General features: G+C 61.7%; 21 protein-coding genes and 1 pseudogene. 15 read left to right on the top strand and 7 right to left on the bottom strand.

What is annotated here, in order from left to right; all coding sequences use genetic code 11:
- Positions 1-254 precede the first annotated feature (254 nt).
- From RJT48_RS03665 to RJT48_RS03690, 6 genes are all read left to right on the top strand, one after another.
- Entirely contained in the window at positions 255-1496 is a 1242-nt protein-coding gene (locus RJT48_RS03665; RefSeq protein WP_311170891.1) for a glycosyltransferase family 61 protein, read from the top strand.
- Positions 1497-1550: 54 nt separating this feature from the next.
- Positions 1551-2294 (top strand): FkbM family methyltransferase, encoded by a 744-nt coding sequence (locus RJT48_RS03670; RefSeq protein ID WP_311170892.1) that lies wholly within the window; start codon positions 1551-1553, stop codon positions 2292-2294.
- Positions 2295-2486: 192 nt separating this feature from the next.
- Positions 2487-3284 (top strand): ABC transporter permease, encoded by a 798-nt coding sequence (locus tag RJT48_RS03675; RefSeq protein WP_311170893.1) that lies wholly within the window; start codon positions 2487-2489, stop codon positions 3282-3284.
- Between the two features lie 4 nt (positions 3285-3288).
- Positions 3289-4077, top strand: a complete 789-nt coding sequence (locus RJT48_RS03680) for an ABC transporter permease (protein ID WP_311170894.1) — start codon at positions 3289-3291, stop codon at positions 4075-4077.
- A 54-nt stretch (positions 4078-4131) separates the two neighbouring features.
- On the top strand, positions 4132-5004 hold the full coding sequence (locus RJT48_RS03685) for a hypothetical protein (RefSeq protein WP_311170895.1): 873 nt from the start codon (positions 4132-4134) through the stop codon (positions 5002-5004).
- 131 nt (positions 5005-5135) lie between these two features.
- Positions 5136-6338 carry an ABC transporter substrate-binding protein gene (locus RJT48_RS03690; RefSeq protein ID WP_311170896.1) on the top strand — a complete coding sequence of 401 codons (1203 nt, stop codon included), beginning with the start codon at positions 5136-5138 and terminating at the stop codon, positions 6336-6338.
- A 72-nt stretch (positions 6339-6410) separates the two neighbouring features.
- Here RJT48_RS03690 and RJT48_RS03695 read toward each other — a convergent pair whose 3' ends face one another.
- Positions 6411-7187: a phytanoyl-CoA dioxygenase family protein gene (locus RJT48_RS03695; protein WP_311170897.1), complete on the bottom strand. Its 777-nt coding sequence runs from the start codon at positions 7185-7187 to the stop codon at positions 6411-6413.
- Positions 7188-7424: 237 nt separating this feature from the next.
- On the bottom strand, positions 7425-8540 hold the full coding sequence (locus RJT48_RS03700) for a glycosyltransferase family 61 protein (RefSeq protein WP_311170898.1): 1116 nt from the start codon (positions 8538-8540) through the stop codon (positions 7425-7427).
- Positions 8541-8687: 147 nt separating this feature from the next.
- Between RJT48_RS03700 and RJT48_RS03705 the strand changes: the two genes are divergently transcribed.
- The 3 genes from RJT48_RS03705 to RJT48_RS03715 all read left to right on the top strand — a co-directional run bounded on the left by RJT48_RS03705 (position 8688) and on the right by RJT48_RS03715 (position 12043).
- Entirely contained in the window at positions 8688-10418 is a 1731-nt protein-coding gene (locus tag RJT48_RS03705) for a carbamoyltransferase C-terminal domain-containing protein (RefSeq protein ID WP_311170899.1), read from the top strand.
- Complete coding sequence (locus tag RJT48_RS03710) at positions 10415-10813, top strand: hypothetical protein (protein ID WP_311170900.1); 399 nt, start codon at positions 10415-10417, stop codon at positions 10811-10813. The genes RJT48_RS03705 and RJT48_RS03710 overlap by 4 nt, the downstream gene beginning before the upstream one ends.
- A 165-nt stretch (positions 10814-10978) precedes the next feature.
- Entirely contained in the window at positions 10979-12043 is a 1065-nt protein-coding gene (locus RJT48_RS03715; RefSeq protein WP_311170901.1) for an ABC transporter ATP-binding protein, read from the top strand.
- A 20-nt stretch (positions 12044-12063) separates the two neighbouring features.
- On the opposite strand, the pseudogene RJT48_RS03720 reads toward RJT48_RS03715, so the two are convergent.
- Positions 12064-12426, bottom strand: a pseudogene (locus RJT48_RS03720) (RNA-guided endonuclease TnpB family protein); the annotation flags it as partial.
- A 314-nt stretch (positions 12427-12740) separates the two neighbouring features.
- Here RJT48_RS03720 and RJT48_RS03725 point away from each other — a divergent pair.
- Positions 12741-13094 carry a hypothetical protein gene (locus RJT48_RS03725; RefSeq protein WP_311170902.1) on the top strand — a complete coding sequence of 118 codons (354 nt, stop codon included), beginning with the start codon at positions 12741-12743 and terminating at the stop codon, positions 13092-13094.
- Between the two features lie 212 nt (positions 13095-13306).
- A complete protein-coding gene (locus tag RJT48_RS03730) occupies positions 13307-13834 on the top strand; it encodes an Lrp/AsnC family transcriptional regulator (RefSeq protein ID WP_311170903.1) in 528 nt (175 codons plus the stop codon).
- A gap of 124 nt (positions 13835-13958) precedes the next feature.
- Here the strand turns inward: RJT48_RS03730 and RJT48_RS03735 are convergent, their stop codons facing one another.
- The 4 genes from RJT48_RS03735 to RJT48_RS03750 all read right to left on the bottom strand — a co-directional run bounded on the left by RJT48_RS03735 (position 13959) and on the right by RJT48_RS03750 (position 18264).
- Positions 13959-14765 carry an ABC transporter permease gene (locus RJT48_RS03735; RefSeq protein ID WP_311170904.1) on the bottom strand — a complete coding sequence of 269 codons (807 nt, stop codon included), beginning with the start codon at positions 14763-14765 and terminating at the stop codon, positions 13959-13961.
- Positions 14762-15763, bottom strand: a complete 1002-nt coding sequence (locus tag RJT48_RS03740; RefSeq protein WP_311170905.1) for an ABC transporter permease — start codon at positions 15761-15763, stop codon at positions 14762-14764. The genes RJT48_RS03735 and RJT48_RS03740 overlap by 4 nt, the downstream gene beginning before the upstream one ends.
- Positions 15760-16869, bottom strand: a complete 1110-nt coding sequence (locus RJT48_RS03745) for an ABC transporter ATP-binding protein (RefSeq protein WP_311170906.1) — start codon at positions 16867-16869, stop codon at positions 15760-15762. The genes RJT48_RS03740 and RJT48_RS03745 overlap by 4 nt, the downstream gene beginning before the upstream one ends.
- Before the next feature lie 141 nt (positions 16870-17010).
- On the bottom strand, positions 17011-18264 hold the full coding sequence (locus RJT48_RS03750) for an ABC transporter substrate-binding protein (protein ID WP_311170907.1): 1254 nt from the start codon (positions 18262-18264) through the stop codon (positions 17011-17013).
- Between the two features lie 209 nt (positions 18265-18473).
- On the opposite strand from RJT48_RS03750, the gene RJT48_RS03755 reads away from it, so the two are divergent.
- The 4 genes from RJT48_RS03755 to RJT48_RS03770 are packed head-to-tail and all read left to right on the top strand — an operon-like array spanning position 18474 to position 23162.
- Positions 18474-19808: an ArgE/DapE family deacylase gene (locus tag RJT48_RS03755; RefSeq protein ID WP_311170908.1), complete on the top strand. Its 1335-nt coding sequence runs from the start codon at positions 18474-18476 to the stop codon at positions 19806-19808.
- Positions 19805-20842: a CoA transferase subunit A gene (locus RJT48_RS03760; RefSeq protein ID WP_311170909.1), complete on the top strand. Its 1038-nt coding sequence runs from the start codon at positions 19805-19807 to the stop codon at positions 20840-20842. Before RJT48_RS03755 ends, RJT48_RS03760 begins: the two co-directional genes overlap by 4 nt.
- Positions 20839-21768: a CoA-transferase subunit beta gene (locus tag RJT48_RS03765; RefSeq protein WP_311170910.1), complete on the top strand. Its 930-nt coding sequence runs from the start codon at positions 20839-20841 to the stop codon at positions 21766-21768. The genes RJT48_RS03760 and RJT48_RS03765 overlap by 4 nt, the downstream gene beginning before the upstream one ends.
- Positions 21765-23162, top strand: coding sequence for an aminotransferase family protein (locus tag RJT48_RS03770; RefSeq protein ID WP_311170911.1), 1398 nt, complete (start codon positions 21765-21767; stop codon positions 23160-23162). The genes RJT48_RS03765 and RJT48_RS03770 overlap by 4 nt, the downstream gene beginning before the upstream one ends.
- Positions 23163-23168 lie beyond the last annotated feature (6 nt).

Below are 23168 nucleotides of genomic sequence, written 5' to 3' on the forward strand. Positions count from 1 at the left end.
TCGGATGACGCTACCGCGTCACCCTTACCCGCTACGCTTCTACAGCGGCAGCTCTACTCGACCAAAACCTGTTTCCGAAGAGCGGAATAGTATATGGTAATAACGACCGGGCGTGGAATATCCGATTGTGCCGTCGAACGTGGTCGGTGGAGGAGTTGTCGGCTGTATCCCCCTCCCTGAAGGGCGGGGGTTTAGCCTTGACACTTCCATAATCTGATGCGGGGTGCGAGGCGAAGGAGGCAGGCGTTGTTCGTATGTGGATAGTAGAAGCCATCACAAAACGCGTTGAGAATGCGAGAGCAGCGATTTGCCGGCGGGTTCGGTCCGTGCCGTCCTCCATTGAGCGGCACATATACCAAACTTTTGTCACCGTCGACGATGCCCGTATCCGGTCGGTTGCTCGCGGGCAGACGGTGGTTCAGCCGGCAAAACCCGTCACCGTTAGGTACGATGGTGAGTTCGCGGAGGAAGTACCGACCGCGATATCCGCCGCCGAGGGGACCTACACGCCGTCGAACCGGTTTCTCTGTGAGTTTTCGGACGTCGATATCGTCGGCTCGGTCCCGATACTCCGGACCGACGGGGCAAACGTTGTCCCCGAGGCGGTCGGTACTCTGGAAGTCGTTCCAGAAGCGGTGGGTGCCGAAGCGTGGCGTCGCGGAACCTACCGGACGCTCTCGCCTTCGGATGTTCGTGCGCTACTCGGGCAGGTAGAGCCAGCAGACGAACTCGAGACGGCGTTCCTGCTCGCGGACCGGCGGGGCCAGATCTTCGCCCACTGGTTCGACGAGACACTACCGAAACTGCGTGCCTACGAGGCATACTGCCGAACGGTTGACCGGGACCCGACCCTGATTGTTCCGTCCGACCTCGCCGACTGGCAACGTGACTCGCTGAGGCTTATGGGGTATCCATCAGACAGCTGGATCGAACGGCCGGAGGCGCCGCTCCACGTGGACTCCTTGATCGTTCCCTCCCACAAATACCGGAGCGGCCACGGAGCGCATATGCCGTCGCCAGCGAACCTACGCTGGGTCGGCGACCGCATCACGTCGAACATACCCGACCGACAGACGGACGCCCCGAATCGGATATATGTTTCACGCGAGGACGCACGTCGCCGGCGGGTCGTGAATAAGTCCGAGCTGTTGGACACGATCGCGGAGTTCGGCTTCCAGTCCGTCGAGCTGAGCGCGCTTTCCTTCCAGGAGCAGGTTCGGTTGTTCGCCGGGGCAGAGAAGGTCATAGGGCCCCACGGCGCTGGGCTGATCCACCTATTGTGGACGCAGGACCCGGTCAGCGTTGTCGAACTTCTCCCCGAGACGGGACCCGTGGCACACTATTTCCTGTTGGCCGCTGAACTCGGTATCTCATACGACTGTCTCGCGTGTGAAACGGTCGCTGACCGGAGCATCGCCCCCCGACACCGGGACATAAGAGTCGACACGACGGCAGTCGAGACACTCGTGACCGACGACGATGCGGGGGGCAGGTGATCGTACTCGTGGGTCGCCCGATCGAGAACTATACGTCCCATCGGTTGTATTTCGGTGACACAGCCACCGATGCCTGAACCAGCAAGTTATAGCTTCACCGTGGGGGACGTCGAGGCAACGTTCTCTGCCCGATCCGTGGACGCCGAATTCGGCGTGCCCTGGACCCGTCGCCGAGAGCGTCCGTTTCTCGAAGATGTTGTCGACGAACTCGATGACGGCGACGTATTCTGGGACATCGGTGCAAACCTCGGGGTCTTCAGCTGTTTCGCTGCCCGGAAGCTATCAGCCGGGCACGTCACCGCATTCGAGCCGTATCCCCCGAATGTCGCACAACTGCAGTCGAACTTGTCCCGAAACGCGGCCGCTGAGATGTATTCGGTTTGCTCCGTGGCTCTCCACAACACGACGGGGACAGTGGAGTTCAAATCGCCCACGCCGCCGACCCCGGGGATGCAGACGGGAACCATTGCTCCAGACGCTGAGAGTATTCACGTGGGGTGTGTCGACGGTGATTCGCTCACCGAGGATGGTTGCGTGCCCCACCCAACAGTCGTCAAGCTTGACGTCGAGGGGGCCGAACCGTTCGTGCTCGATGGAATGGAAGCGACACTTCGACGGGAGGAGTGTCGCTCCATATACTGCGAGATCCACCTGCCGAAGGACCACGGAACACGCCCTGCAGTGCAGGACTACGGGGAAACGCCCGAGCAGTTGCGGGAGAGAATCGATTCCTTCGGTTTCAACGTCGAATACGAGCGAGAACGGAGATCCGAGTTGCACATAAAAGCGACGAAGTGACAGCACACGGTAACCGAGTCCCGTGACAGGATCCGGCTCAATGCGAACGGAGGGTCAAAGAGCCTCCGTGGGACACGCGAAGTAGTAACTTTCAAAAAAGTGTCTCAAATACGTGTAACCAGGCTCTAATTCTAGATGCAGACGAAACCCAGCAGACGGTTTTTGAATTGGGTGCCAGTGGTCGCTGTCGGTGTGGGATTCTATCTACCGATGGCAGCGATGTTCGTGTTTAGTTTCTGGAAATCCGCCGGGTTGTGGATGGAGCCCGGGTTTTCACTCGCGGCATATCAGACGATATTTTTTCAGCAGGGGAGCCAGATCACCGGGGCGCTCCGACTGGGGGTGACGACCGCCCTCGCAGCCGCGATAGTAGCCTTCCCAGTCGCGTACTTTCTGGCCTTCCGAGCCAGCGAGTACAGTCGAATCGTCGTTCTGAGTCTGTTTACCGTCCCGTTTCTGGTGAACCCGCTCACGAAGGTGCTTATGTGGATCCCGATCCTCGGCCGGAACTCCAGACTCGTCGAGGCCCTGGCTCAAATCGGCGTCCTCGAGAGCCAACAGACGGTGCTTCTGTACGGTCCAGCAGGCCCAGTTCTCGGACTAATGGCCAGTGTCGTGCCTTTCGTCGTGTTCACGTCCTGGTTATCGATGACGATGCTCGAGAGATCACTGGCTGCGGCGGCGGCCGATCTCGGGGCCGGGCCATTCGAGGTTGTCAAGGACGTGATCGTCCCGCTGAGCGTATCGGGAATCGCGATCGGAGCTATGTTCGTGTTTGCGAAGGCGATCAGCAGCCCCCTGTATGCGTCAGTACTCGGTGGGCCGATGTCGAACTCACTCGGCTTGATGATCAACCGCGCGTACGATCTACTCGCTGTGCCGCAGGTGAGTGCGCTCGCTGTCCTCGCGTTAGTTTTGCCAGTCGCCGGCCTCTTCACTGTGGCTTGGTATTCGGATCTGGACGAGATGTTCGACGCGAGTGAGAGGTAGCACAATGGATCGAATACTACGCGCAGTCGGGAGTGACGATCTGAAGCAGGTCGTCGGGTTCGTTTACGTGGCGTGTGTGCTGGGATTTCTCTTTCTCCCGATTCTCTACGTGGTACTGATCGGTGCGCAAGGGTCGATCGTCCGGACGGTGTCAGACCGCACGATACAACTGGCGATATACGACTCGGTCGTACTGAGCGTGACAGCCGGAGTGATAGCGACGATCCTGGCAATCTTAGCGACCCGGGGCTATCGGCAGACGTCTCACCGGAAACTGTACCTCACGTTTATGGCCGGCCCGCTTTTCACCTCGGGAAGCGCACACGCTATGCCGCTCTTGGTGCTGGCGAACGCCGTAGACGCCGGTCCATCATTCGGGTTGTTACTGCTCGCCGAGACAGTCTACGTGTTGCCGTTCGCGTTCTTCGTTCTCCTGGTGACTGTAGAAGGGATTCCTCGGACCCTGTTAGACGGGGCTCGCGATCTCGGCGCGAGCGATGTCGCCGTGTTCACAGATATCGAGGCACCGCTAGCACGGGACGGCATCATCTCCGCGTTCCTCGTCGCCTTCCTGCTGACGTTCAACGAACCGGTCCGAGCGAACCTGCTTGGAGGGACGTTCACGCCGCTTTCGGGGTATCTCTACGCCGAGTATAGTGGTTCCGGGTTCACGCAGGACGTCTACACTGTCAACATTTTGTTTATTCTCGTCGCGGTGGTGGTCGTGACTGTGTTGGTCCTGTTGAATCTGTGGCGGTCCTCCGTGACGGTCGATAGGGTCCAAAACGAGTGAGGCGCAGGTGTTCTCCTTGACATTTATAACTCACACACCAGGGATGTGTGAGTAATGAGTGACATCGATCCCGACGACCCGGGCGACCCGGGTTTCATTCAGTTCTACGATCTGCGAACACCCGAAGGCCGAAGACTGACGCTGGATAGCTTCCGGAGTCACCTCCGGTACCACCGGAAGCGCCTGTACCGATGGGTTCGTGAGCGAACACTGCTCACGGACAAGTCGTACTCTGATGCCCCGGAGGGGAAACTCATCCGGATCGATCCGACCGCTGTCACCCGTGAGACGCGGACGAAAATGGGGACCGTTCTGGACGAGGCCAACGTCGTCTACGGTGGTCGGTGGGACGAGGCGACGCTGCCCCTTCGAAGCCGATTTCAGGCCCGTTCGATGTTCAGACACTTCGAGGACGGCATCCCGTGGGAAGCGACCAGACAGTACCGGGAAGTCAGGTCGAAGTTGCGCCGCGGTCAGGAATGGCGAGGGTGTACAACCGAAGACGAACTACTGGCGTATCTCCGGCGGTACGACCGACTCCTCGAGAAAATCCGAGAAGAGGGATACAAATCGCAGGCCGAACTCCTCGACGAGGAACCGAGTGTGACGAAATCACAGAACCGTGACGCAAAGCGGCCGCGGTTGAACGAGATCGGGGTGAACGTCGGCCGCGACGGGGAACTGTACTGGCAGTTCAAAGGGCAGCACCGTCTCTGTCTCGCGCAGTTGCTCGACCTGGATTCGGTCCCCGCGGTTGTCGTGGCCAGACACAAACACTGGCAACAGATCCGCGATGAGATTAGAGCCGCCGACGACGTCGAGGGGTTGTCCGACCGGGCGACGCGGCACCTCGGGCATCCGGACCTCGACGACATCACCCCGGTTTCCGGAAGCACTACCGACCGGGGACGCGGTCGCCCCGACTAGGGGGAGCGATCGGGGTAACGCAAAAGGCATTTATCTATTGAATCAGCAGGCAAGTTGTGTCCGGTCGAAACTGTTCAGGAAAGTGGCAAGAGGGACAAAACCCCGTGCATCCGGTTCTCCGGAGGCAGCAAATGCAATCGGTGAATCGACGAACCCTGCTGAAAGGTGTCGCCGGCCTTTCAGCTGCGGGCGTACTAGCGGGCTGTACGGGCGGGCAAGAAGACAATACGGTTGCTGACACGTTGCGAGTGGCTGCGCCGACGATAGCGCTGCCACAGGAACCACACGGGGCGGAGAAGTTCCGGGAGCTGCACGGCGTCGAACTCGAACGGGAATCCGTCTCCGGGGCTCCGTCCGATATCGTCTCGCTTTTCGTTGCCGGGGACGGGCAGGACCGGTTCGATGCCCTCTGGGACAACGGCGGACTCGACGACAACGGGATGGAAGACCTGCTGCGAGAGGAGGGCGTGATCCAACCGATAGACAAATCCGAGATATCAAACTGGAACGCGCTTCACCCAGACTACAAAGAGGGCGGTATCTACTCGGGAACGTTGCGGTATCCGACCGACGACGGGATGGAACTGGTCGCGGTGCCGAGCGTCCGAAACGTCGATTCGGTAGCCTACGTCGAGAGCCGGGCACCGGAACCGGATTCGTTCGGGGTCCTGTTCGACAATGACGAGTTTATGGGACAGACCGCAATCGTCGACGATTACTCGGTGACCCCGATGCTGTGTGCCCTCTACATGAACAGCGCTGGACTGGCCGACATCGAAAAGCCGAACAATATGACCGAAGACGAAATCGAAACGGTCATTGACTTCCTCATCGAGCGAAAGCAGGCCGGTCAGTTCAAGACCATCTGGCAGAGCTTCCAGGATTCGGTGAATCTCTTGGTCAACGAGGAAGTGGCGTATATGTACACCTTCGAGTCCGCGGTCATCGCTGCCCAGGACCAGGGGGCTGATGTCGGCTATCCACCGCTGCCGGAAACCGGCGGGATGCCGTGGGCGGACAACTGGCTGATGACCCAAGGAGCCGTAGACCGGGGCCGTGAGGGGGCGTTCTACGAACTGGCCGATTGGGCGCTGTCGGACGTTCACGGAGCCGATATGATACAGACGAGAGGGTACCTATCGGGGATACAGTCTGACCGCATCGTGGATTACGTCGAAGACCACCCCGAAGACTACGACGTAGATCGGATCAGGGATATGATCGAACGGAAGAACGAGCGATACGAGGTGTCGAGCCAGTGGGCGCGGTTGAACGTCGCACCCGACAACCTCTCGACGTACCAAGACGAGTGGCAACGGTTCCTGAACGCGTGACCGCTCCCGCAGCCCCGCGACGCCGCGTCCCGAACGGGCCGAGCGAGTAGCGATGCGGGTCCCCTCGGGGCCTCAGATACACCCCGGGAAGGACTCCCCAGACACGTGGACACAGTCCGGGAGGTCACTGTCTGCCGTGTACCGGGACCGAGAAGACGTATACGCGAAGACGATTGCACGTCGCCAGTCTGTCGTCTGGTTAGAGCGCGTGAAGTGCGGGAGCAGTCCGTAGAAGAACAACCCCTCTCCCGGGTCCATAGGGACGGATTGGAACTGGCTTTCCTCGTATTGATCGTCCTGGATGACGAAGTCGTTCTCCACGCTGACGTGCGGTAGCTGTCCGCGCTTGTGGGCGCCGGGGATCACCTGCATACATCCATTGTCGGGAGTGGCCTCGTCGAGGGGGATCCACACGGAACACTCACCCTGGAATTGGATCGGCCAGTACGGGAGATCCTGATGTGGCCCTTTCTCGGAGCCGATCTGGGGCGGCTTCAGCATCGCCCCGCTCCAGTACATCTTGAGGTGTGGACCGAGAAGCTGTTTCATCGGTTCCAGGATCGCTGGCTTCGTGGCGAGGTCGTAAAACAACTCGTCGTGTCTGACGAGCCCAGAGATCTTTCGGTACGCCTTCGTCTCGTCTTCGACCTCAACCTCTCCCTGCTCGACGCGCGGTTCGAGTTGCATAGCGAGGTCGCCGGTCTCACGCTGCCCAGTCACGTACTCTCGCAATCGGGTCTTCGCGGCTTCGACCTCGTCGTTTGCGAGCACGTCCGTGAGGACGTAGCCCTCGTCCTGATACTGCTTAAACTCCGAGTCTGACAGTGTCTGCTCTCCGGACTGTGTCATACCAAACTGCTCGATTGCCGCAGATATATGCCTTACCACCGTACCGGAAGCGACCGCCTCGTGACCCCCAGCCGACCCGTTTTCCACTCGGTGATCCAGTCAGCGACTCGGTAGTGATGGTGGACAAAAGAGCGGCTGTCTACGATTCACCGTCGCCGCCTACAGTAGCGTCTGCACGCCTTCTCACTCGATCGCACGACGTCGTGCGGTCCGATGCGCGATCAGTTGCAAACGCTACTATAGCTTGGACTCGATGGCGAGTCGGAGGGTGGCAGGATCGACACGGAACGGTGTGTTCTTGTGACCCGCTCCTGCAGCCGCTTCGTATGCTGCGACCGGATACTGGTCGCCGGCCAACCGCGTGTAGTCGTGGCCGAGTTCGTTGTCGAGGAGGCATTGAGTCGGATAGAGCGTTCGAGGCGGTAAGAGCTCCAGAACTGTCGCCGCCGTCGCGTAGAACGTGTTGTGTAATCCGCCGCCGAGCGGCCCGACAAAAAACGACCCTCGCGAGAACGTCCGAATCTGTTCAGTGACAGCCAACTCCTCGGGCCTGATGATCTCGAAATCGTACGCCTCAAGGATCGGCCGGATCTCGTCGAAGTTGAGAACGTATCGCTTATCCATCCCCTGTCGAGAGATGTAATAGCGATTGGTGCCGCTCGGATCAGTGCCCGACACGCTGTCGAGCAACTCGCCGCGGAGCCACCGGTGTTCGGCAGGCACGTACGAGACCGCCCCGAGAGTGCTCCCGACGACGCTCGAGAACGGGAACACCAGGCGGTCGATCGTGGCGCGTCCGTCGTCCCACTCGTGGCGTCGGCTCTCGTCGTACCCCAAGAGATCGAGTGACTTTCGCATCCAGTCCGGCGGGTCGCTGTTTACGATGAGTGTGGGCGTCGTCCCCGTCGTCTCCTCGTAGAAGGAGACCGCACGGAGCATCGGCAGATACTCGAGGAGCCAGTGGGCGTAGTGCGGTCTCGTCCGCATAACCATATTGACCGCCACGTCGATCGTCGAATCGGGATCTGTCGATCCGACTGCTCCCGAGACCCGTTGCCGGAGTCGGTCCAGAGCGGCCTGCGGAGAGCCGTGGCGTACTTGCTCGTCGAACCAGTACGGGGCGTTCCGCGGGAGGACGAACGCTCCGTCGGCCGTCTGTAACAAGCCTCGCGAGCCGAACAGCCGTACGTCGCGGAGTTCACAGACCGATTGCGGTGACGTGTCGTATCCGGACTCCAAACGGCCCAGTACCGAATCGTGTCCGGGATCGGAGTGAGACGAGACCTCGTCGGCCTCGAGACGCCAATGGGCCCCCTGGTCACTGCATCGACGTCGAAGTTCGTCGCGGGACACAGTGCGCTTCCGAAAGAGCGGAAGTATTAGCCGTGAAAAAATGCGATCACTGATCGAGTTCGTTAGCACCATCTCTCTCCGAGTGCCGCCTGATTGTAACCGACGTCAGATAGATGTATCTACAGGCGAAATCGGATTTCGTTCCCAATGACGACAGTTGTCGGCATCGGCTATCCCTATCACGATTGCGGGGCAGCGGTACTCGTCGACGGTGAAATCGTCGCCGCAGTGAACGAGAGTCGCCTTTCGAGGATCAAACGCGAGGCCCGGTTTCCATCGAGTGCCGTCAACGAACTCCTCGAAGACGTGGAGTCGGTCGACCGAATCGCGCTGGCGGGAGTAGAGAATGCGCCACTCGGTCGCACTCTTCGTACCGAACTGAAACGCACCGACAACAGTGTCGATCGACTCGCTGAGGGACTGCGAGCCGTTCAGTCTGGACTTGCGAAGACTCCCGCAATCGTTCGTGAGACTGCCGAGAAACTGGCTGCCGAGACGTCTCTTTCGGGGGCTGTCCAAGAACTGGTCGAGAACATCGAATACGTCGATCACCACCGTGCACATGCGGCGAGTGCGTACTACACGAGTGGCTTTGCCGATGCAACCGTCTTGACGATCGATTCGAGCGGTGACGGGCTCTCGTCAGCCGTCTGGACGGGGAGCGACGGGACACTGGAACAGGTCGCGACGAACGACAGCGTCGATTCAATCGGCCGGATCTGGAATCAGGTCCCGACCGTGTTCGGATTCAAGGGCTTCAGACACGCGGGGAAGTTTATGGGCCTCGCCTCGTACTGTGACGACGTTCCACCCGGGCTCGGGGCGACGTTCGACGAACTGCTCACGGTCGATGGACTCTCCGTGAAGAACCGATTCAGACGTGCACACGCCAACGACAGTTACGAGGAGCGCGTTCTGGCTTGGAAGGACCTTGTCGGCGACTATAGCGCTCCAGCGGTCGCCAGTGCTCTCCAGCGCAGAACCGAAGAGGTCGTCACGGAATTCGCGGAGACGGCCGTCGAGACGACTGGGTGCGCGAACCTCGCACTCGCCGGTGGTGTGACGGCGAACGTCAAACTCAACCAGCGTCTCTACGAACTCGACCGCGTCGACCGGCTCTTCGTGCACCAGAATATGGGCGACGGTGGACTGGCAGTCGGCGCAGCCCTCGACCACTGGGCCCGGTCGGAGTCTCCGGTGGACCCAACCTTGCTAGACGACGTGTATCTGGGTCCCTCGTACGACGAAGCGTCGATACAGAGAGCGATCGAAGCCGCGGAACTTCCGGAGGGGTACCGGGTGCGACGCTTCGACAGCGACGACGAACTGGCCGCATTCGCTGCCGGACTGCTGGCCGATGGGCACGTCGTGAATCTGTTTCGCGGTCGCATGGAGTATGGCCCGCGGGCCCTGGGGAACCGGTCGATTCTGTACCAACCGACTGACCCCTCCGCGATCACTTGGTTGAACGAACGCCTCGAGCGAACTGCGTTTATGCCATTTGCTCCGGTGACACTCGCGGAGGAAGCCGACGAGTGTTACGAGAACTACGACCCGGACGCCTGTCCCGCTGCAATGTTTATGACGATAACGTTCGACTGTACAGAGACGATGCAGAAACGGTCGCCTGGGGCCGTCCATCTCGACGGAACGGCGCGTCCACAGATACTCGAAGAGCGGATGAATCCGTTCTACTACGCGGTGGTAGACGAGTATCGGCGGCAAACAGGAGTCCCCACGCTACTGAATACGTCGTTCAACGTCCACGGAGAACCGATCGTCTGTACGCCGGGGGACGCTCTCCGATCGTTCCTCGATTTCGGAACCAAAGCGCTCGTCATCGGGACGACAGCAGTCGTTGCCCCGGAAGAGTCATGAACGCAAGCCTCGAATTTCGGACGGCACCGCCGCTCGTGGAGTGGCAAACCGCGCTCGTCGAGAGAGGGTGGAAGGTCACCGAACGTGGTGAGCGCGTTCTCACCGCCAAACGATCGAAAGGGGCTATGGAACATCCGGTCGCGATGGCCACGACGTGGTACGTGACGGTTCGACGAGAAGGGACGGGGGGAGCCATCGTCGAAATCAGAGTGCCCGCATTCACCGACGCGGTGTACGCGCGAAAGCGGGCCGTCGAAACCATCGACGAACTGGCCGAAAGCGTCAGTGGCGCCTGTGAGCCGGACGTGGATACTGGATTCGACGTCCTGGGCCAACTTCTATCCGACACCAGACAGCAGAGGAACGAGCGGGTCCACAGTGACACGACCAGATGATGTGCGTCCGCCCGAGCGATGCCGACTGGAGGGAGGCTCGACGTTGAGTGATAATGATTGTTGTACCTGTTTACCGGTGCTCGCCACCCTCGATACCGGCGAGCAGCGGGCAGAGACTGCAACACCGAGAGGATAGCATAAGTACCTACGATTGCAACGCCGACTGTGCCCCACCTGACGATATCAGACCTTCAGAAGACGTACGGCGACGACATCGCTGTCGATCAGGTGTCACTCTCGATCGAGAGAGAGCTGTTTTCGGTTGTCGGCCCGAGCGGTGCCGGGAAATCGACGTTACTGAAGTGTATCGCCGGACTCGAATTACCCGACTCGGGGACGATAAGGCTGGACGGCGAGGATATCACGAACGACCGACCATCCGAGCGAGCAACTGCCACGGTGTTTCAGGATCTCGCTCTCTTCCCGCATATGTCAGTCGGCGAGAACATCGCCTACGGACTGAAAAAGCAGGGCTGGGAACCCACGGCCATCGACGAGCAAGTCGAAAAGTTACTCGACCTCGTCCAGATGCCCACAGCAAGGGAACGATCGGTCCAGACGCTTTCAGGCGGCCAGCGACAACGAGTCGCCCTCGCTCGGTCGTTGGCGGTCGAACCTGCGATCCTCCTGCTTGACGAACCACTGTCGTCGTTGGATGCGAATCTTCGGGCGAAGCTTCGCGAGGACATCCGCCGCTTACAACGACAGACCGACACGACGTTTATTTACGTGACACACGATCAGGACGTCGCGATGGCCATCTCCGACCGGATGGCAGTGATGACAGCGGGGTCTCTCGAACAGGTCGGGACACCGGAGTCAGTGTACGAAGAGCCCACGACCCCCTTCGCGGCGACGTTCCTCGGTGACAATTCGACGATCGAGGGGACAGCGGCGACAGATGACGGCGAATCCGTCGGGATACGGGTGGGGAAAACGGAGTCACCGATTCGTGGCGTCGCGAGCGGCGCTCCGGTGACCTCGGGTGATCAGGTTCGTGGCTTCATCAAAGTCGAGGACATCCGTGTCGATGCTGGAGCCGAGTGTGCGAACACGGTCAGCGGGGACGTCACCGAAAAGCGGTACGGTGGCGGCGATTGCGTCCTCCACGTCGCAACCGAGGTCGGAGAACTCCGTGCCCGCGTTCGAGACTGCTCGGAGTATTCGGTCGGGGCGAAAGTCAGACTCGCCTGGCAGCCATCCAGTTTTCGGCTGTTTCCAGCGGACTGACAGCCTTACCAGCCACGATCTAACGTTCTGAGGTTTTCAAAGACGATGCACGGTGTCTCGAACTGTTGGCTCCATTCCACGATGTGACGACTTACCTTGTGGAGTCGGTCACGGACGAACCGTTCTTCCCGTCCTTCGAGCGTATCGTGCATACTCGGTTTCTCGGCGTTCTGCACCCGCTTTCGCATCGTGAAGTAGCGGTGACGCTCGAACTTGATTTCGGGGAAGTCGATGACCAGCGTATCCTCATCGCCTTCTGCTGACAGTGCCGACAGTGCTACATTGTCTTCGTTCACGTCCACGCCGATGACCGTCCGAGAGTCCTGTTTCTCTCGGACAGTACGCTCGGTGTTGGTGACGTTGACGTGCAACTCGGCCTGTTCCGCCTGTAGAACGGCCACGAGTGAACGCCGTGCCACTCGCTGCCGTCACGAACGTTGTCGAGGTCTTCGAGTTTGATGACGGGATCGCTGAACTGACTGGCGTACTCGACTAACCGTTTCGAGAGGGTATGATTTGCATCTTCGATACGACGGCACTCCTTGTTACCAACGTGGACACGTGCGCGAAGCGCACCCGCCTCTTGAAGCGACTCACGAAGGGAACGGTAGTACCGCCGCACGAACGTGTGTTCCTTGCCACTCACAAGGAACGACTCAGCACTCGGATCGTCCGGGGCGGCGGCGAGAATGTAGTTATGACCGACGTCAACGCCGATGGGTGTTTCTTCACCTGCTTGTTGCTCGTCGTATTCGACGGTGAACGAGCAGTGCCAATCGTCACCTTCGCGCCACACGCTAAGTTTCGTCTTCTCAGCGTCCCCATCGAGGAGGGCGTCGACGGGTTCTCGGATATTGTCGTGGAAGTGAATCGGCGTGTACCACCATCCCGAGATGCACGGGAACCCGATGACAACGGAATCGTTCTCTGTCGTATGAATTTCCCAGTTTTGGTTGTTGACTTCGATCGGTTGTTCACGCTCTCGTCGTGCTCGCGCGTGCCGACGATGACCAGCGGCGAAGCGGTGTCCAGCGCCTCGAAGAACGGCTGATCGGGGAGAGGATGCTGAGGTCAGGAACGTCGGTGGGAGGCATTTGTTTCCCATTTCACAATCATTCTATCCGGGGTCACGCATTATCCGTCAGGTATTCAGAACTCTCTACAACAGTATGGTAACCGTTATTCCGATACGAGATAACACTGCTAAGTGGAAACGAAAGCAGTACCGGTTCCGCAGCGTGGTGAACCGGTGGAGGAAATCATATGACAGCCAATTCGACAGCCGACGACGTGGACTGGAACTTCAAAGAGCGGGACATCAAGATCCTTCAGGAGATCTCGGAGGATCCACAGATCTCTTCGCGGGAGCTCGCCGACGTCCTCGCCGAAAAATACGATATCGACGTCTCACACGTAACGATCAGCGAAACCATCCGACGGATGCGGGAGTCGGGAGTGTTTCGCGAAGCCATCCTTCCCAACGAGCAGTTCTTCAACTTCGCGCTGTTCGAGTTCAAGTTCGACCCGGACAACTTCGAAGAGGAGTGGCGCGCGGCGATGGAAGATATCATCGACGACCGCCACACGCTGATGTACTTCATCTCGAACGGCGAGTACCAGTGGAAGACGATTATGATGTTCCGCGACCGGGAAAGCGAGTCGAAGTGGATCCACGATTTCTACAAGGCACACGGGTCTGTGGTCTCGAACGTCCGCAACTCCGTCGTCCACAACCTGCTGAAGTTCCAGACCGACTCCGAAATCTTCGAGCTGCTTCACGACGACGAGTGATCAGTACGAATCGCTGTCGCGACCCGAAAACGGTCTGAACCCACGCTCACCTAAATCGAGGCGGAGACCCCACCTCAACGAACGAGTGGGTCCATAGACCCCGAGCGAAGTAGGATGGGGTAGTTTACGCAGTCTTCAAGATCAGTTCCTTCCCGAGCAGGACGTCGAGCAAAAGCGGGATACCGACGGTGATGAACATCAGGACCGTCGCCATCGCGTTGATCTTCGGCGTCAGGCTGGTCCGGACCATCGTGTAAATCTCGATCGGCGCGGTGACCGTCTCCGGTTGGACCCAAAACTGTGTGGCGGTGAACTCGCCGAAACTGATGACGAACGCGAGCAACATCCCCGCGCCGAGGCCGGGCGCGATGACGGGAAGCGTCACCTCCACGAAGGTTTCCAGTTCGTTGGCTCCCAACGTCAGTGCGGCTTCCTCGATCGAGCGATCGAAGCCGAACAGCTGGGCTCGGACAGTGATGAAAACGTACGGGAGAACGAGCGTCGAGTGGCCGAGGATCAGGAACAGGTAGTTCTTCTGCATCCCGATGTCGGTCAGAAACGCCGTGAGCGCCACGCCGATGACCACCGGACTGATCAGCATCGGCAAAAAGAGCACGCTCGAGAGGATACTCTTGTACTCGAAGTCGCGACGGACGAACCCCAGAGCCGACACGAGTCCGACGACGCCGGCGACGATCGCACTGCCGCCTGCGACGATGAAACTGCTCCACAGCGCGCCCAAGAGCCGGTCGCTTTCGACGAACTCGCGATACCACGTCAGGCTGAATCCATCGGGCGGGAACGAGGGGTACTGCGTGGGGTTGAACGAGACGAGCACGACGACCAAAAGCGGCAGGAGGAGGAACAGAAACAGCAGTCCGGTCGCGCCCCTGACGACGTCCCACCGCAGCCGCTCGCCGAGCAGTGTCATTGATCGAACACCTCCTCCAGGCCGACGAACCGGTTGAAGACCGTGATCAGAACGAACAGGACGACCAGATAGATCATCGCCATCGCACTGGCGAGCGGCCAATCGAAGCTCTCGCCGAACGTCCGGCTGATGAGGTTCGCGACCATCAGATCCGAGGGACCGCCGAGCAGTGCCGGAGCCATAAAGCTCCCGACCGCGAGGATGAACACCAGTATCGATCCGGCACTGATTCCGGGCAGCGACAGCGGAAGCGTCACTTCGTAGAACGCGCGCAGCGGCGTCGCTCCCATCGTCTTCGCGCTCTCGACGTACTCGTCGTCGATCTTCGAGACGCTGTTGAAGATCGGGAGGATCATAAACGGCAGCAGTACTTGAACGAGACCGGTGACGACGGCGAGATCAGTGTACAGAAACCCATTCGAGGGGAGGCCGACCCAGCCGAGTACTGTCGTGAGCATCCCCTGGTTCCCCAACACGAGGATCCACGCGTAGTACCGGATGATGAGCGGCACCCAAAACGGGAGGACCACCAGAAGAAGCAAAAGCGAGCGGTAGCGACTCTCCGTCCGCCCGAGGAAGTAACCGGGAACGTAGCCCAAGACGAGCGTGACGATCGTCGTCAGGAAACCGAACTTGAGCGACTGCCAGAGGATCAAGAGATAGACGTTGTTGATCTGCCAGCCGAGAAGGTTGACGCTCTCTGTGAGGAGCGCTTCGTAGTTCGCCAGCGTGAACTCCTGGACGACGACGCCGCCTGCACCCCGCTGCCAGAAGGAGAGCGCCAGAATGTACAGAAGCGGTGCGAGCAGGAACGCCACCATCCACACGATTCCGAGTCCGGCTTGCGTCACTGTGAGCAGCCGTTCGCGACGCTTGAACGCCTGGATCACGCGCAAAACCGGCGTCGCGCGGAGCACCGCCGTCCACAGTCGGAACCGGAAGCGTTCGATGCCGGTGCGGGGTGGCTCCCCGGCCTCGGTACTGTATCGTTCGCTCATACGACGGACTCGTCGACCGCAGGTTGTTCAGCGGCGACATCGGCGTGAGCCACGACCAGATCCGATGGCGGGATCGTCACGTAGACCGTGTCACCCTGGTCGTACCGATCGAGCGCGGTGAACCCCTGTTCGGCGACGACGAGTTCGGTACCGTCCTCGAGGGTACAGAAGAACTGTGTCTTCTCGCCGAGGTAGTTCGTCGTCGTCATCGTCGCCGGGAACTCGTTGGCCGCGCCGGTCGGTTCCGCCGAGAGCGAAAGCTTCTCCGCCCGGAGATAGACGGTCAGTCGATCGCCGGCGGGTGGCACCGGTTCGGGGAGCGTGAGGGTGACCCCCGCATCCGTTTCCAGCACGCGCCGGCCCTCGCGGTCGACGACCGGCCCGGAGAGCTTCGTCGACTCGCCGATGAAGCTCGCGACGAACTCCGAGGTCGGGTTCTCGTAGACGTCGAGGGGCCGTCCCTGCTGGGAGAGGTGGCCGTCGTCGAGGACTGCCACGCGGTCGGACATCGCAAACGCTTCGGCCTGATCGTGCGTCACGTAGATCGTCGTGATGTCGAACTCCCGCTGGATGCGCTGGACCTCGACCCGCATCTGCTCGCGGAGCACCCGATCGAGCGCCGACAGCGGCTCGTCCATAAGCAGCACGTCCGGTTCGAACACCAGCGCCCGTGCGAGGGCCACGCGCTGTTGCTGCCCGCCGGAGAGCTCTTCCGGAGACCGGTCCATCACGTCCGGAAGCCGAACCCGATCGAGGACCTCGGCGACGCGCTCCCGACGCCGTTCCGCCGGAACGCCGCGCATCTTCAGCGGGAACCCGACGTTCTCGCCGACTGTCTTGTGGGGAAACAGGGCGTAGTGCTGGAACACCATCCCGATCTCCCGTTCGTAGGCCGGCTGATCGGTGACGTCCTCGCCGCCGATCCGGATGGTCCCCTCGGTCGGCATCTCGAGGCCGGCGATCATCCGCAGCGTGGTGGTCTTGCCGCAGCCGCTCGGGCCGAGTAGCGAGACGAACTCCCCTTCCGCTGCGGTAAACGACACGTCGTCGACTGCGACGACATCGTCGAACCGCTTCGTTACGTGTTCTACTTCGACGTGGCTCATACGTGGTTGCTGGTTGTCATCGAGTCGGTTGACGAATTTAGTGGTAGTGATCCGGGGCTCATAATGAGTACTCTCACTTTTTACCGGTGCTCGCCATCCCCGTTGGCGGCGAGCACCGGGAAGAGACGAGAGTACTCATTATCAGTACTGGCCGAGCTTGATCTGCTCGAACGTGGAGTTCCAGTCTTCCTGGTGGGTCTCCTTGAACTGCTGGTCCTGGAAGACCAACCTGTCGCCGCCCGTCGGGTCGAAGTCGGGGAGTGCCTCGATGTCGCTCGACGTCGCGTCGGTCGCCGGGGGGTACCCAAGGGCGGGCGACAGCGCCTCCTGAACCTCCGGCCGGTAGGCGAATTCGAGGAATTTCTCCGCGGTGTACCGCCGCTCGGAGCCTTTCGCGATCGCGAAGGTGTCGGACCAGCCGTAGGCGCCCTCCTCCGGGATGGTGTAGTTGAGGTTGTCGTAGCCGTCCTCCTGCAGCGAGAGGATGCGACCGGACCATCCATCGCCGAGGACCGCCGTGCCGTTGGAATACAGCGTCGTCTGTTCCTGGCCGCTCGTCCAGTACTTGGTGACGTACTCGTGCTGCTCGGCCATCGCGTCGTAGACCTGCTTGATACCCTCCTCGTAGGAGCCGGCGTCGCCTTCCATCACGTTCGGGTCCATCCCCAGACGCAGTGCCGTCGTGAACACCCGGACGAACGCGAACCCCTCAAGCGTCAGGGAGCCGGCGTACTGATCGTCCCAGGTCAGGTCCCAGGAGAACGGCGGCGACCCCGAGACCTCATCGGCGTTGTAGACCATCCCGATCGTGCCGTAGTACAGCGGTGCGACGTACCGCTCGTCGGCCGAGGCCACCACGTTGAAGTCCTGGAACGACGGCAGGACGTTCGACCACGTCTCGATGTTATCGAGCCGGAGGGGTTCGACGAGATCCTGCTTGACGGCGTTGTACGACCCCGACAGCGACGGCATAATCACGTCGTAGGAGCCCTCGGGACTGGAGCGGACGTTCGCCAGCATCTTGTCCTGGCTGGAGAAACTCGACTGCTCGACGGTGACGCCGTACTCCTCCTCGAACGGCTCGATGAGGTGCTCGGTCAGCGCCTCCTGTGTGGACCCACCCCACGAGTAGAAATTGAGCGTGTCGGCCAACTCGTCGCCCGACGAGGTCGTCGCTCCACCGGAGGTCTCCGTGCTATCGCCCGAGGAGTCTTCCCCGCCGGACGTCTCGGTCGAACCCTCGGACGAACCGCCGAGACAGCCGGCGAGTCCCGCTATCGCCGCGCCCGAAGCCGCGAGTACCGTGCGCCGACTCGGCCGCCCCCACTGGTTTCCGCCCGTCGCCCCGTTTTGATCTGCATCGGAGTTACCGCTTGCCACGTCACGGATATCCATCATGTCTACTGGTGTCTTACCCCGCAAGTATAATAAGCTTTGGTAACAGTGGTTCCATATATCCTCAAAAACTCAAGCATTGGTAAAGGAACCTAATATAGTACAGTTTATGGTAGAGCAAAAGCCAAGTGAGAATAACGTTGTAAATAGAGTATGTCTATGGGCAAGCGAAACCGTCGCACGAACACGGGATCGATGAGGGACCGACGATGACCGGATCGGAATCGATCGATCCGGACGTCCGGCAGCGAGTACGCGAGGCCGCGGCCGCGGTTACGCCGGACGCAGCGGAGTTCACCGCGGCGCTCGTCCGGGAACGGAGCGTCCAGGGAGCCGAGACCGCCGCACAGGAGCGGGTTCGTGAAGAGATGACAGCTCTCGGACTCGACGTCGAGACCCTGACGGCGACCGACGTCCCCGGGATCGAGGACCATCCGGAGTTCGCCGACACCGGCGACTCCTACGAGGGTCGGCCGAACCTGATCGCGACGCTGCCGGGGGACGGCGACGGCAGATCGCTCCTGTTCAACGGGCACATCGACGTCGTCCCGGAGGGGGACGAAGACCAGTGGTCGTTCGACCCGTTCGGCGGCGAGGTCGTCGACGGGGAGATCCGCGGGCGCGGCGCGTCCGACATGAAGGGCGGACTCGCAGCGATGGTGTACGCCGTCGAGGCACTACGGCGCGCGGGCGTCACGCTCCGCGGTGATCTCTTACTCCAGTCCGTGATCGAAGAGGAGTCGGGCGGGTTCGGCGGGTCGCTCGCGACGGCGCTGGCAGGTCCCGAAGCCGACGCCGTCGTCATCCCGGAACCCACCGACTTCGACTGCTGGATCGCCAACGACGGCGTGTCGTACTTCCGCGTCACGGTCGAGGGACGCGGCGCACACGCCGCCAACACGGACAGCGGCGTCAACGCCGCAGCCAAACTGATACCGATCTTCGAGTCGCTGACTGACCTTCACGACGAGCGGAAGACCGCCGTCCACGACGAACTGTTCGAGCGAACCGCCGAAAACACCGTCTCGCTGAACGTCGGGACCGTCCGCGCCGGGGAGTGGCCCTCGAGCGTCCCCGACGAGGCCGTCCTCGAGGGACGGGTGTCGCACGCGCCCGCGGAAACCAGGGCGGACCTCCGCGAGCAGGTCGAGGCGAGGGTTCGGGACGCGGCCGCGGGGGACCCCTGGCTCGAAGCCCACCCGCCGGAGATCGAGTGGTTCGGGTGGCGCGGGAGTTCCGCCCGGATCGACCCGGCGGAGCCGATCGTCGAGACTGTCCAGTCGGTAGCACCGTCGGTCGTCGATCACGAGCCGCGGGCGATCGGCTTCCCGGGCGGCATCGACACCCGCTTTTTCGTCAACTACGCGGACACGCCCGCGCTCTGCTTCGGCCCGGGTGCCCACGCGATCCACGGAACCGACGAATTCCTCCCGGTGGAGGAACTCGAACAGCTGATCGCGGCGCTGGCGCTGATCGCGATGGACTGGTGCGGCTACGACATCGCGGCGGACGCGACTGCGGCCAGCGAGGGGGCGTCGCCGTGAACAACCTCGACCACGAGGACCCCGTACGGGGCGATATGGGCGACGGCGTGAGACAGGCCACCCCGCCGTCGGGGACGGTGGCCGGCGCGCGGAGCCGACGCGACAAGACGACCGATCTCGAGACGGCGATCGACGAATACGTCGCCGACGGCGCGAGTGTCGCCTTCGGCGGGATGGGCGGCCGCGATCCGGAAGCCGCCGCGCGGGAGATCGTCCGCCAGGAGAAGACGGGGCTCACCGTCCTCGACGACGCGCGGACGACGCTTTTCGACATTATGGTCGGGGCGGGATGCGTCGACCGCTACACCGGGTCCTGGGTCGGCACGAGTCTCATCTCCCAGGGGTTCAACGTCCGCCGGGCCGTCGAGGAGGCGGTGCCGCACCACCTGGAGATGCGCGACCTCTCGAACTTCGGCTCCTCGCTTTTGTTCCTGGCGGGAGCGATGGACGTCCCGTTCGTCCCGACGCGGTCGATGGTCGGGACCGACATTCCGAAACACAACCCCGACGTCGAAGTCGTGGAGGATCCGCTGGGTTCGGGCGACGACCTGGCGCTCGTGCCGGCGGCACAGCCCGACGTGGCGATCATCCACGTCCAGCGTGCAGACCCGCTGGGGAACGCCCAGATCTGGGGCAACGTCGTCAACGATCACCTCAAGGCCCGCGCCGCAGACCACGTCGTGATCACCTGCGAGGAAGTCGTCCCCACGGAGACGATCCGGCGCCATCCCGAGGCGACGCGGATCCCGTGCTATGCGGTCGATGCCGTCGTCGAGGTGCCCTTCGGCTCCCATCCCTGGCACTGCTACGGCTACTACTACGCCGATCTGCCGTTCTACCGCGAATACGGGCTCAAGTCGCAGGAACGGGAGGGGTTCCTCGAGTGGGCGGACGAATGGATCCTCCCGCACGACGAGTATCTGGCGAAGCTCGGCGCCGACCGACTCGCCACGCTCGAAGAGATGGAAGGAGAGCTCAACGACGTGCCGCCGGTCGTCGGCCGCGGTGAGGGTGAACGGGGGGCAGCAGAATGAGCCTCGACGAGCAGTCGGCGACGCTGACCGGCGAGGACGTCTCGTACCCCGTCGACGTCGAGCGTCCCCACGAGACGAGCGAGGACTACTCGCTGACGGAACTGTTGGCGGTGACGGCCGCCCACGAGATCGAAAACGGCGAACTCGCGTTCATCGGCGTCGGAATGTCGCTCATCTCCGGCGTGCTCGCGAAGCACACGCGCGCGCCCGAGTGCCAACTGGTCACCGAATCGGGCTACGTCGGCTCGCGCCCGCCCGGTGTGGTGCAATCCATCTCCGACACCGTGCTCGGGGTGGACGCCCTCGTCGCGACGAACCAGCTGCAGATCTTCACCGACAACCAGCGCGGGCTGTTCGACGTGGGCATCATCGGCGCCGGACAGATCGATCGGCACGGCAACACCAACTCCACGGTCGTGACCGGTGACGGGACGACGTACAGTCGACCGAAGGTCAGACTGCCCGGATCGGGCGGAAGCAACGACATTATGACGTCCTGCGGCCGCTCGATCGTGATGATGCGACAACAGGAGCGGGCGTTCACGACGGATATCGACTACGTCACGGCACCGGGGCATCTGGGCGGCGGTTCGGACCGTGACGACGCCGGATTCCGCGGCGACGGGCCGGACGCGGTCATCACCGATATGGCCGTCTTCCGGTTCGACGACGACGGGGAGATGGTCCTCACGTCGACCCACCCGGGAGTCGACGTGCCCGAGGTGCGCGACGAGGTCCAGTGGGACCTCCAGGTCGACGACGACGTTACGACGACACCGGAGCCGACGCGGGGCGAGATTGCCGTCCTGCGGACGATCGATCCCACCGACACGGTTTTGCGCGGCAGCGACTACGTCTACGAAGTCGGGTTCGATGAGTGGAGCGAGCAGGTAATGGAACACTGGAAGGAGCTGGACGACAGATGACCGACCGAGAGATGTCACACGACGACGACACACCGGAGCGGACGACCATCCCGGGGACCGAACTGGGCGGGATGTTCCCGCGTGCGTTCCAGAAAGAGTACGTGACGATCACCCGAGGCGAGGGTCACTACGTCTGGGACGCCGACGGCAACCGCTATCTCGACGCCATCGCGGGCAACCAAAACGTCAACATCGGCCACGGGCGCAGTGAGGTGGCCGCGGCCGCCCGCGAGCAACTGGAGCGACTGGAGTACACCTCCAGTATGCTCTTTGCGAACGAACCGGCGATGGCCTACACGGAGACGATCGCCGAATTCACGCCGGCGGAGTTCGAGACCGCATGGCTCGTCTCCAGCGGCTCCGAGGCCAACGAGAGCGCCGTCAAGATGGCCCGCCAGTACCACTACGAGCGCGGGAACACAGAGAAGTACAAGGTGATCGCCCGGGAGCCGAGCTACCACGGCAACACCGGGATCGCGATGGCCCTCTCCGGCTTCCCTGCCCGCAAGACGAAGATGCAGCCGCTGTTCGACGACTGGCCGAAGATCAGCGCGGGAACCCCGTATCGGTGTGCGCACTGCGACGGGGACGGCGGCCGGGCCTGCGGGATCCGCTGTGCCGATGAACTCGAAGCGGCCATCCTCGAAGAGGGTCCAGACACAGTCGCGGCGTTCATCGCCGAACCCGTCACTGGTGCGGCCAACGCCGCGGCCGCGCCGCACGACGGGTACTTCGAGCGGATCCGGGAGATCTGCGACGAGTACGACGTCCTGTTCATCGTCGACGAGGTGATGGCGGGGTTCGGTCGCACCGGCGAGAACTTCGCCATCGAGCACTGGGACGTCACCCCCGACATCATCACCAGCGCGAAGGGGATGAGCGGCGGGTACTCGCCCATCGGCGGGACGATGCCCCACCGCCGCATCGCCGAGGTGTTCGAGGACGTCGAGGACGGGTTCCAGCACGGCCACACCTACTGTTTCAACCCCGCCTCCGCCGCAATCGGGACGGCCGTCCTCCAGTATATGTCGGACAACGACCTCGTCGCGAACGCCCGCGACGTCGGAGGATACCTCCGCGAGCGCTGCGAGGAGTTCTACGAGTACGACTTCGTCGGCGACGTCCGCGGCAAGGGGCTGATGCTCGGCGTCGAGTTCGTCGGCGACCGCGAGACGAAGGAACCGCTGGCATCGACCGGGAGCGAGTTCCAGTCACTGCTCTTCGAGGCCGGCCTCGATGCGGGCGTGCTCACCTATCCGAGCGGCGGGCACGTGGCGGGCGACCGCGGCGACCACACCCTCATCACGCCGCCGCTCACTATCGATCGCGACGCCGCAGACGAGATTGTCGAGCGAATGCACACGACGTTCCAGCAGGTCGAATCCGAGATCTGAGACGCC

This window comes from Halobellus ordinarius, from assembly GCF_031823395.1.
In the GTDB taxonomy this organism is placed as follows: Archaea; Halobacteriota; Halobacteria; order Halobacteriales; family Haloferacaceae; genus Haloquadratum; species Haloquadratum ordinarius.

What these genes read in the sequence shown, in the direction of transcription:
- RJT48_RS03770 (WP_311170911.1), top strand. Translation starts at nt 21,765, where the DNA reads ATGACCGACCGAGAGATGTCACACGACGACGACACACCGGAGCGGACG.
- RJT48_RS03765 (WP_311170910.1), top strand. Translation starts at nt 20,839, where the DNA reads ATGAGCCTCGACGAGCAGTCGGCGACGCTGACCGGCGAGGACGTCTCG.
- RJT48_RS03665 (WP_311170891.1), top strand. Translation starts at nt 255, where the DNA reads ATGTGGATAGTAGAAGCCATCACAAAACGCGTTGAGAATGCGAGAGCA.
- RJT48_RS03730 (WP_311170903.1), top strand. Translation starts at nt 13,307, where the DNA reads ATGACAGCCAATTCGACAGCCGACGACGTGGACTGGAACTTCAAAGAG.
- RJT48_RS03750 (WP_311170907.1), bottom strand. Translation starts at nt 18,264, where the DNA reads ATGGATATCCGTGACGTGGCAAGCGGTAACTCCGATGCAGATCAAAAC.
- RJT48_RS03695 (WP_311170897.1), bottom strand. Translation starts at nt 7,187, where the DNA reads ATGACACAGTCCGGAGAGCAGACACTGTCAGACTCGGAGTTTAAGCAG.
- RJT48_RS03680 (WP_311170894.1), top strand. Translation starts at nt 3,289, where the DNA reads ATGGATCGAATACTACGCGCAGTCGGGAGTGACGATCTGAAGCAGGTC.
- RJT48_RS03710 (WP_311170900.1), top strand. Translation starts at nt 10,415, where the DNA reads ATGAACGCAAGCCTCGAATTTCGGACGGCACCGCCGCTCGTGGAGTGG.
- RJT48_RS03690 (WP_311170896.1), top strand. Translation starts at nt 5,136, where the DNA reads ATGCAATCGGTGAATCGACGAACCCTGCTGAAAGGTGTCGCCGGCCTT.
- RJT48_RS03725 (WP_311170902.1), top strand. Translation starts at nt 12,741, where the DNA reads ATGACCGACGTCAACGCCGATGGGTGTTTCTTCACCTGCTTGTTGCTC.
- RJT48_RS03740 (WP_311170905.1), bottom strand. Translation starts at nt 15,763, where the DNA reads ATGAGCGAACGATACAGTACCGAGGCCGGGGAGCCACCCCGCACCGGC.
- RJT48_RS03745 (WP_311170906.1), bottom strand. Translation starts at nt 16,869, where the DNA reads ATGAGCCACGTCGAAGTAGAACACGTAACGAAGCGGTTCGACGATGTC.
- RJT48_RS03755 (WP_311170908.1), top strand. Translation starts at nt 18,474, where the DNA reads ATGACCGGATCGGAATCGATCGATCCGGACGTCCGGCAGCGAGTACGC.
- RJT48_RS03685 (WP_311170895.1), top strand. Translation starts at nt 4,132, where the DNA reads ATGAGTGACATCGATCCCGACGACCCGGGCGACCCGGGTTTCATTCAG.
- RJT48_RS03705 (WP_311170899.1), top strand. Translation starts at nt 8,688, where the DNA reads ATGACGACAGTTGTCGGCATCGGCTATCCCTATCACGATTGCGGGGCA.
- RJT48_RS03735 (WP_311170904.1), bottom strand. Translation starts at nt 14,765, where the DNA reads ATGACACTGCTCGGCGAGCGGCTGCGGTGGGACGTCGTCAGGGGCGCG.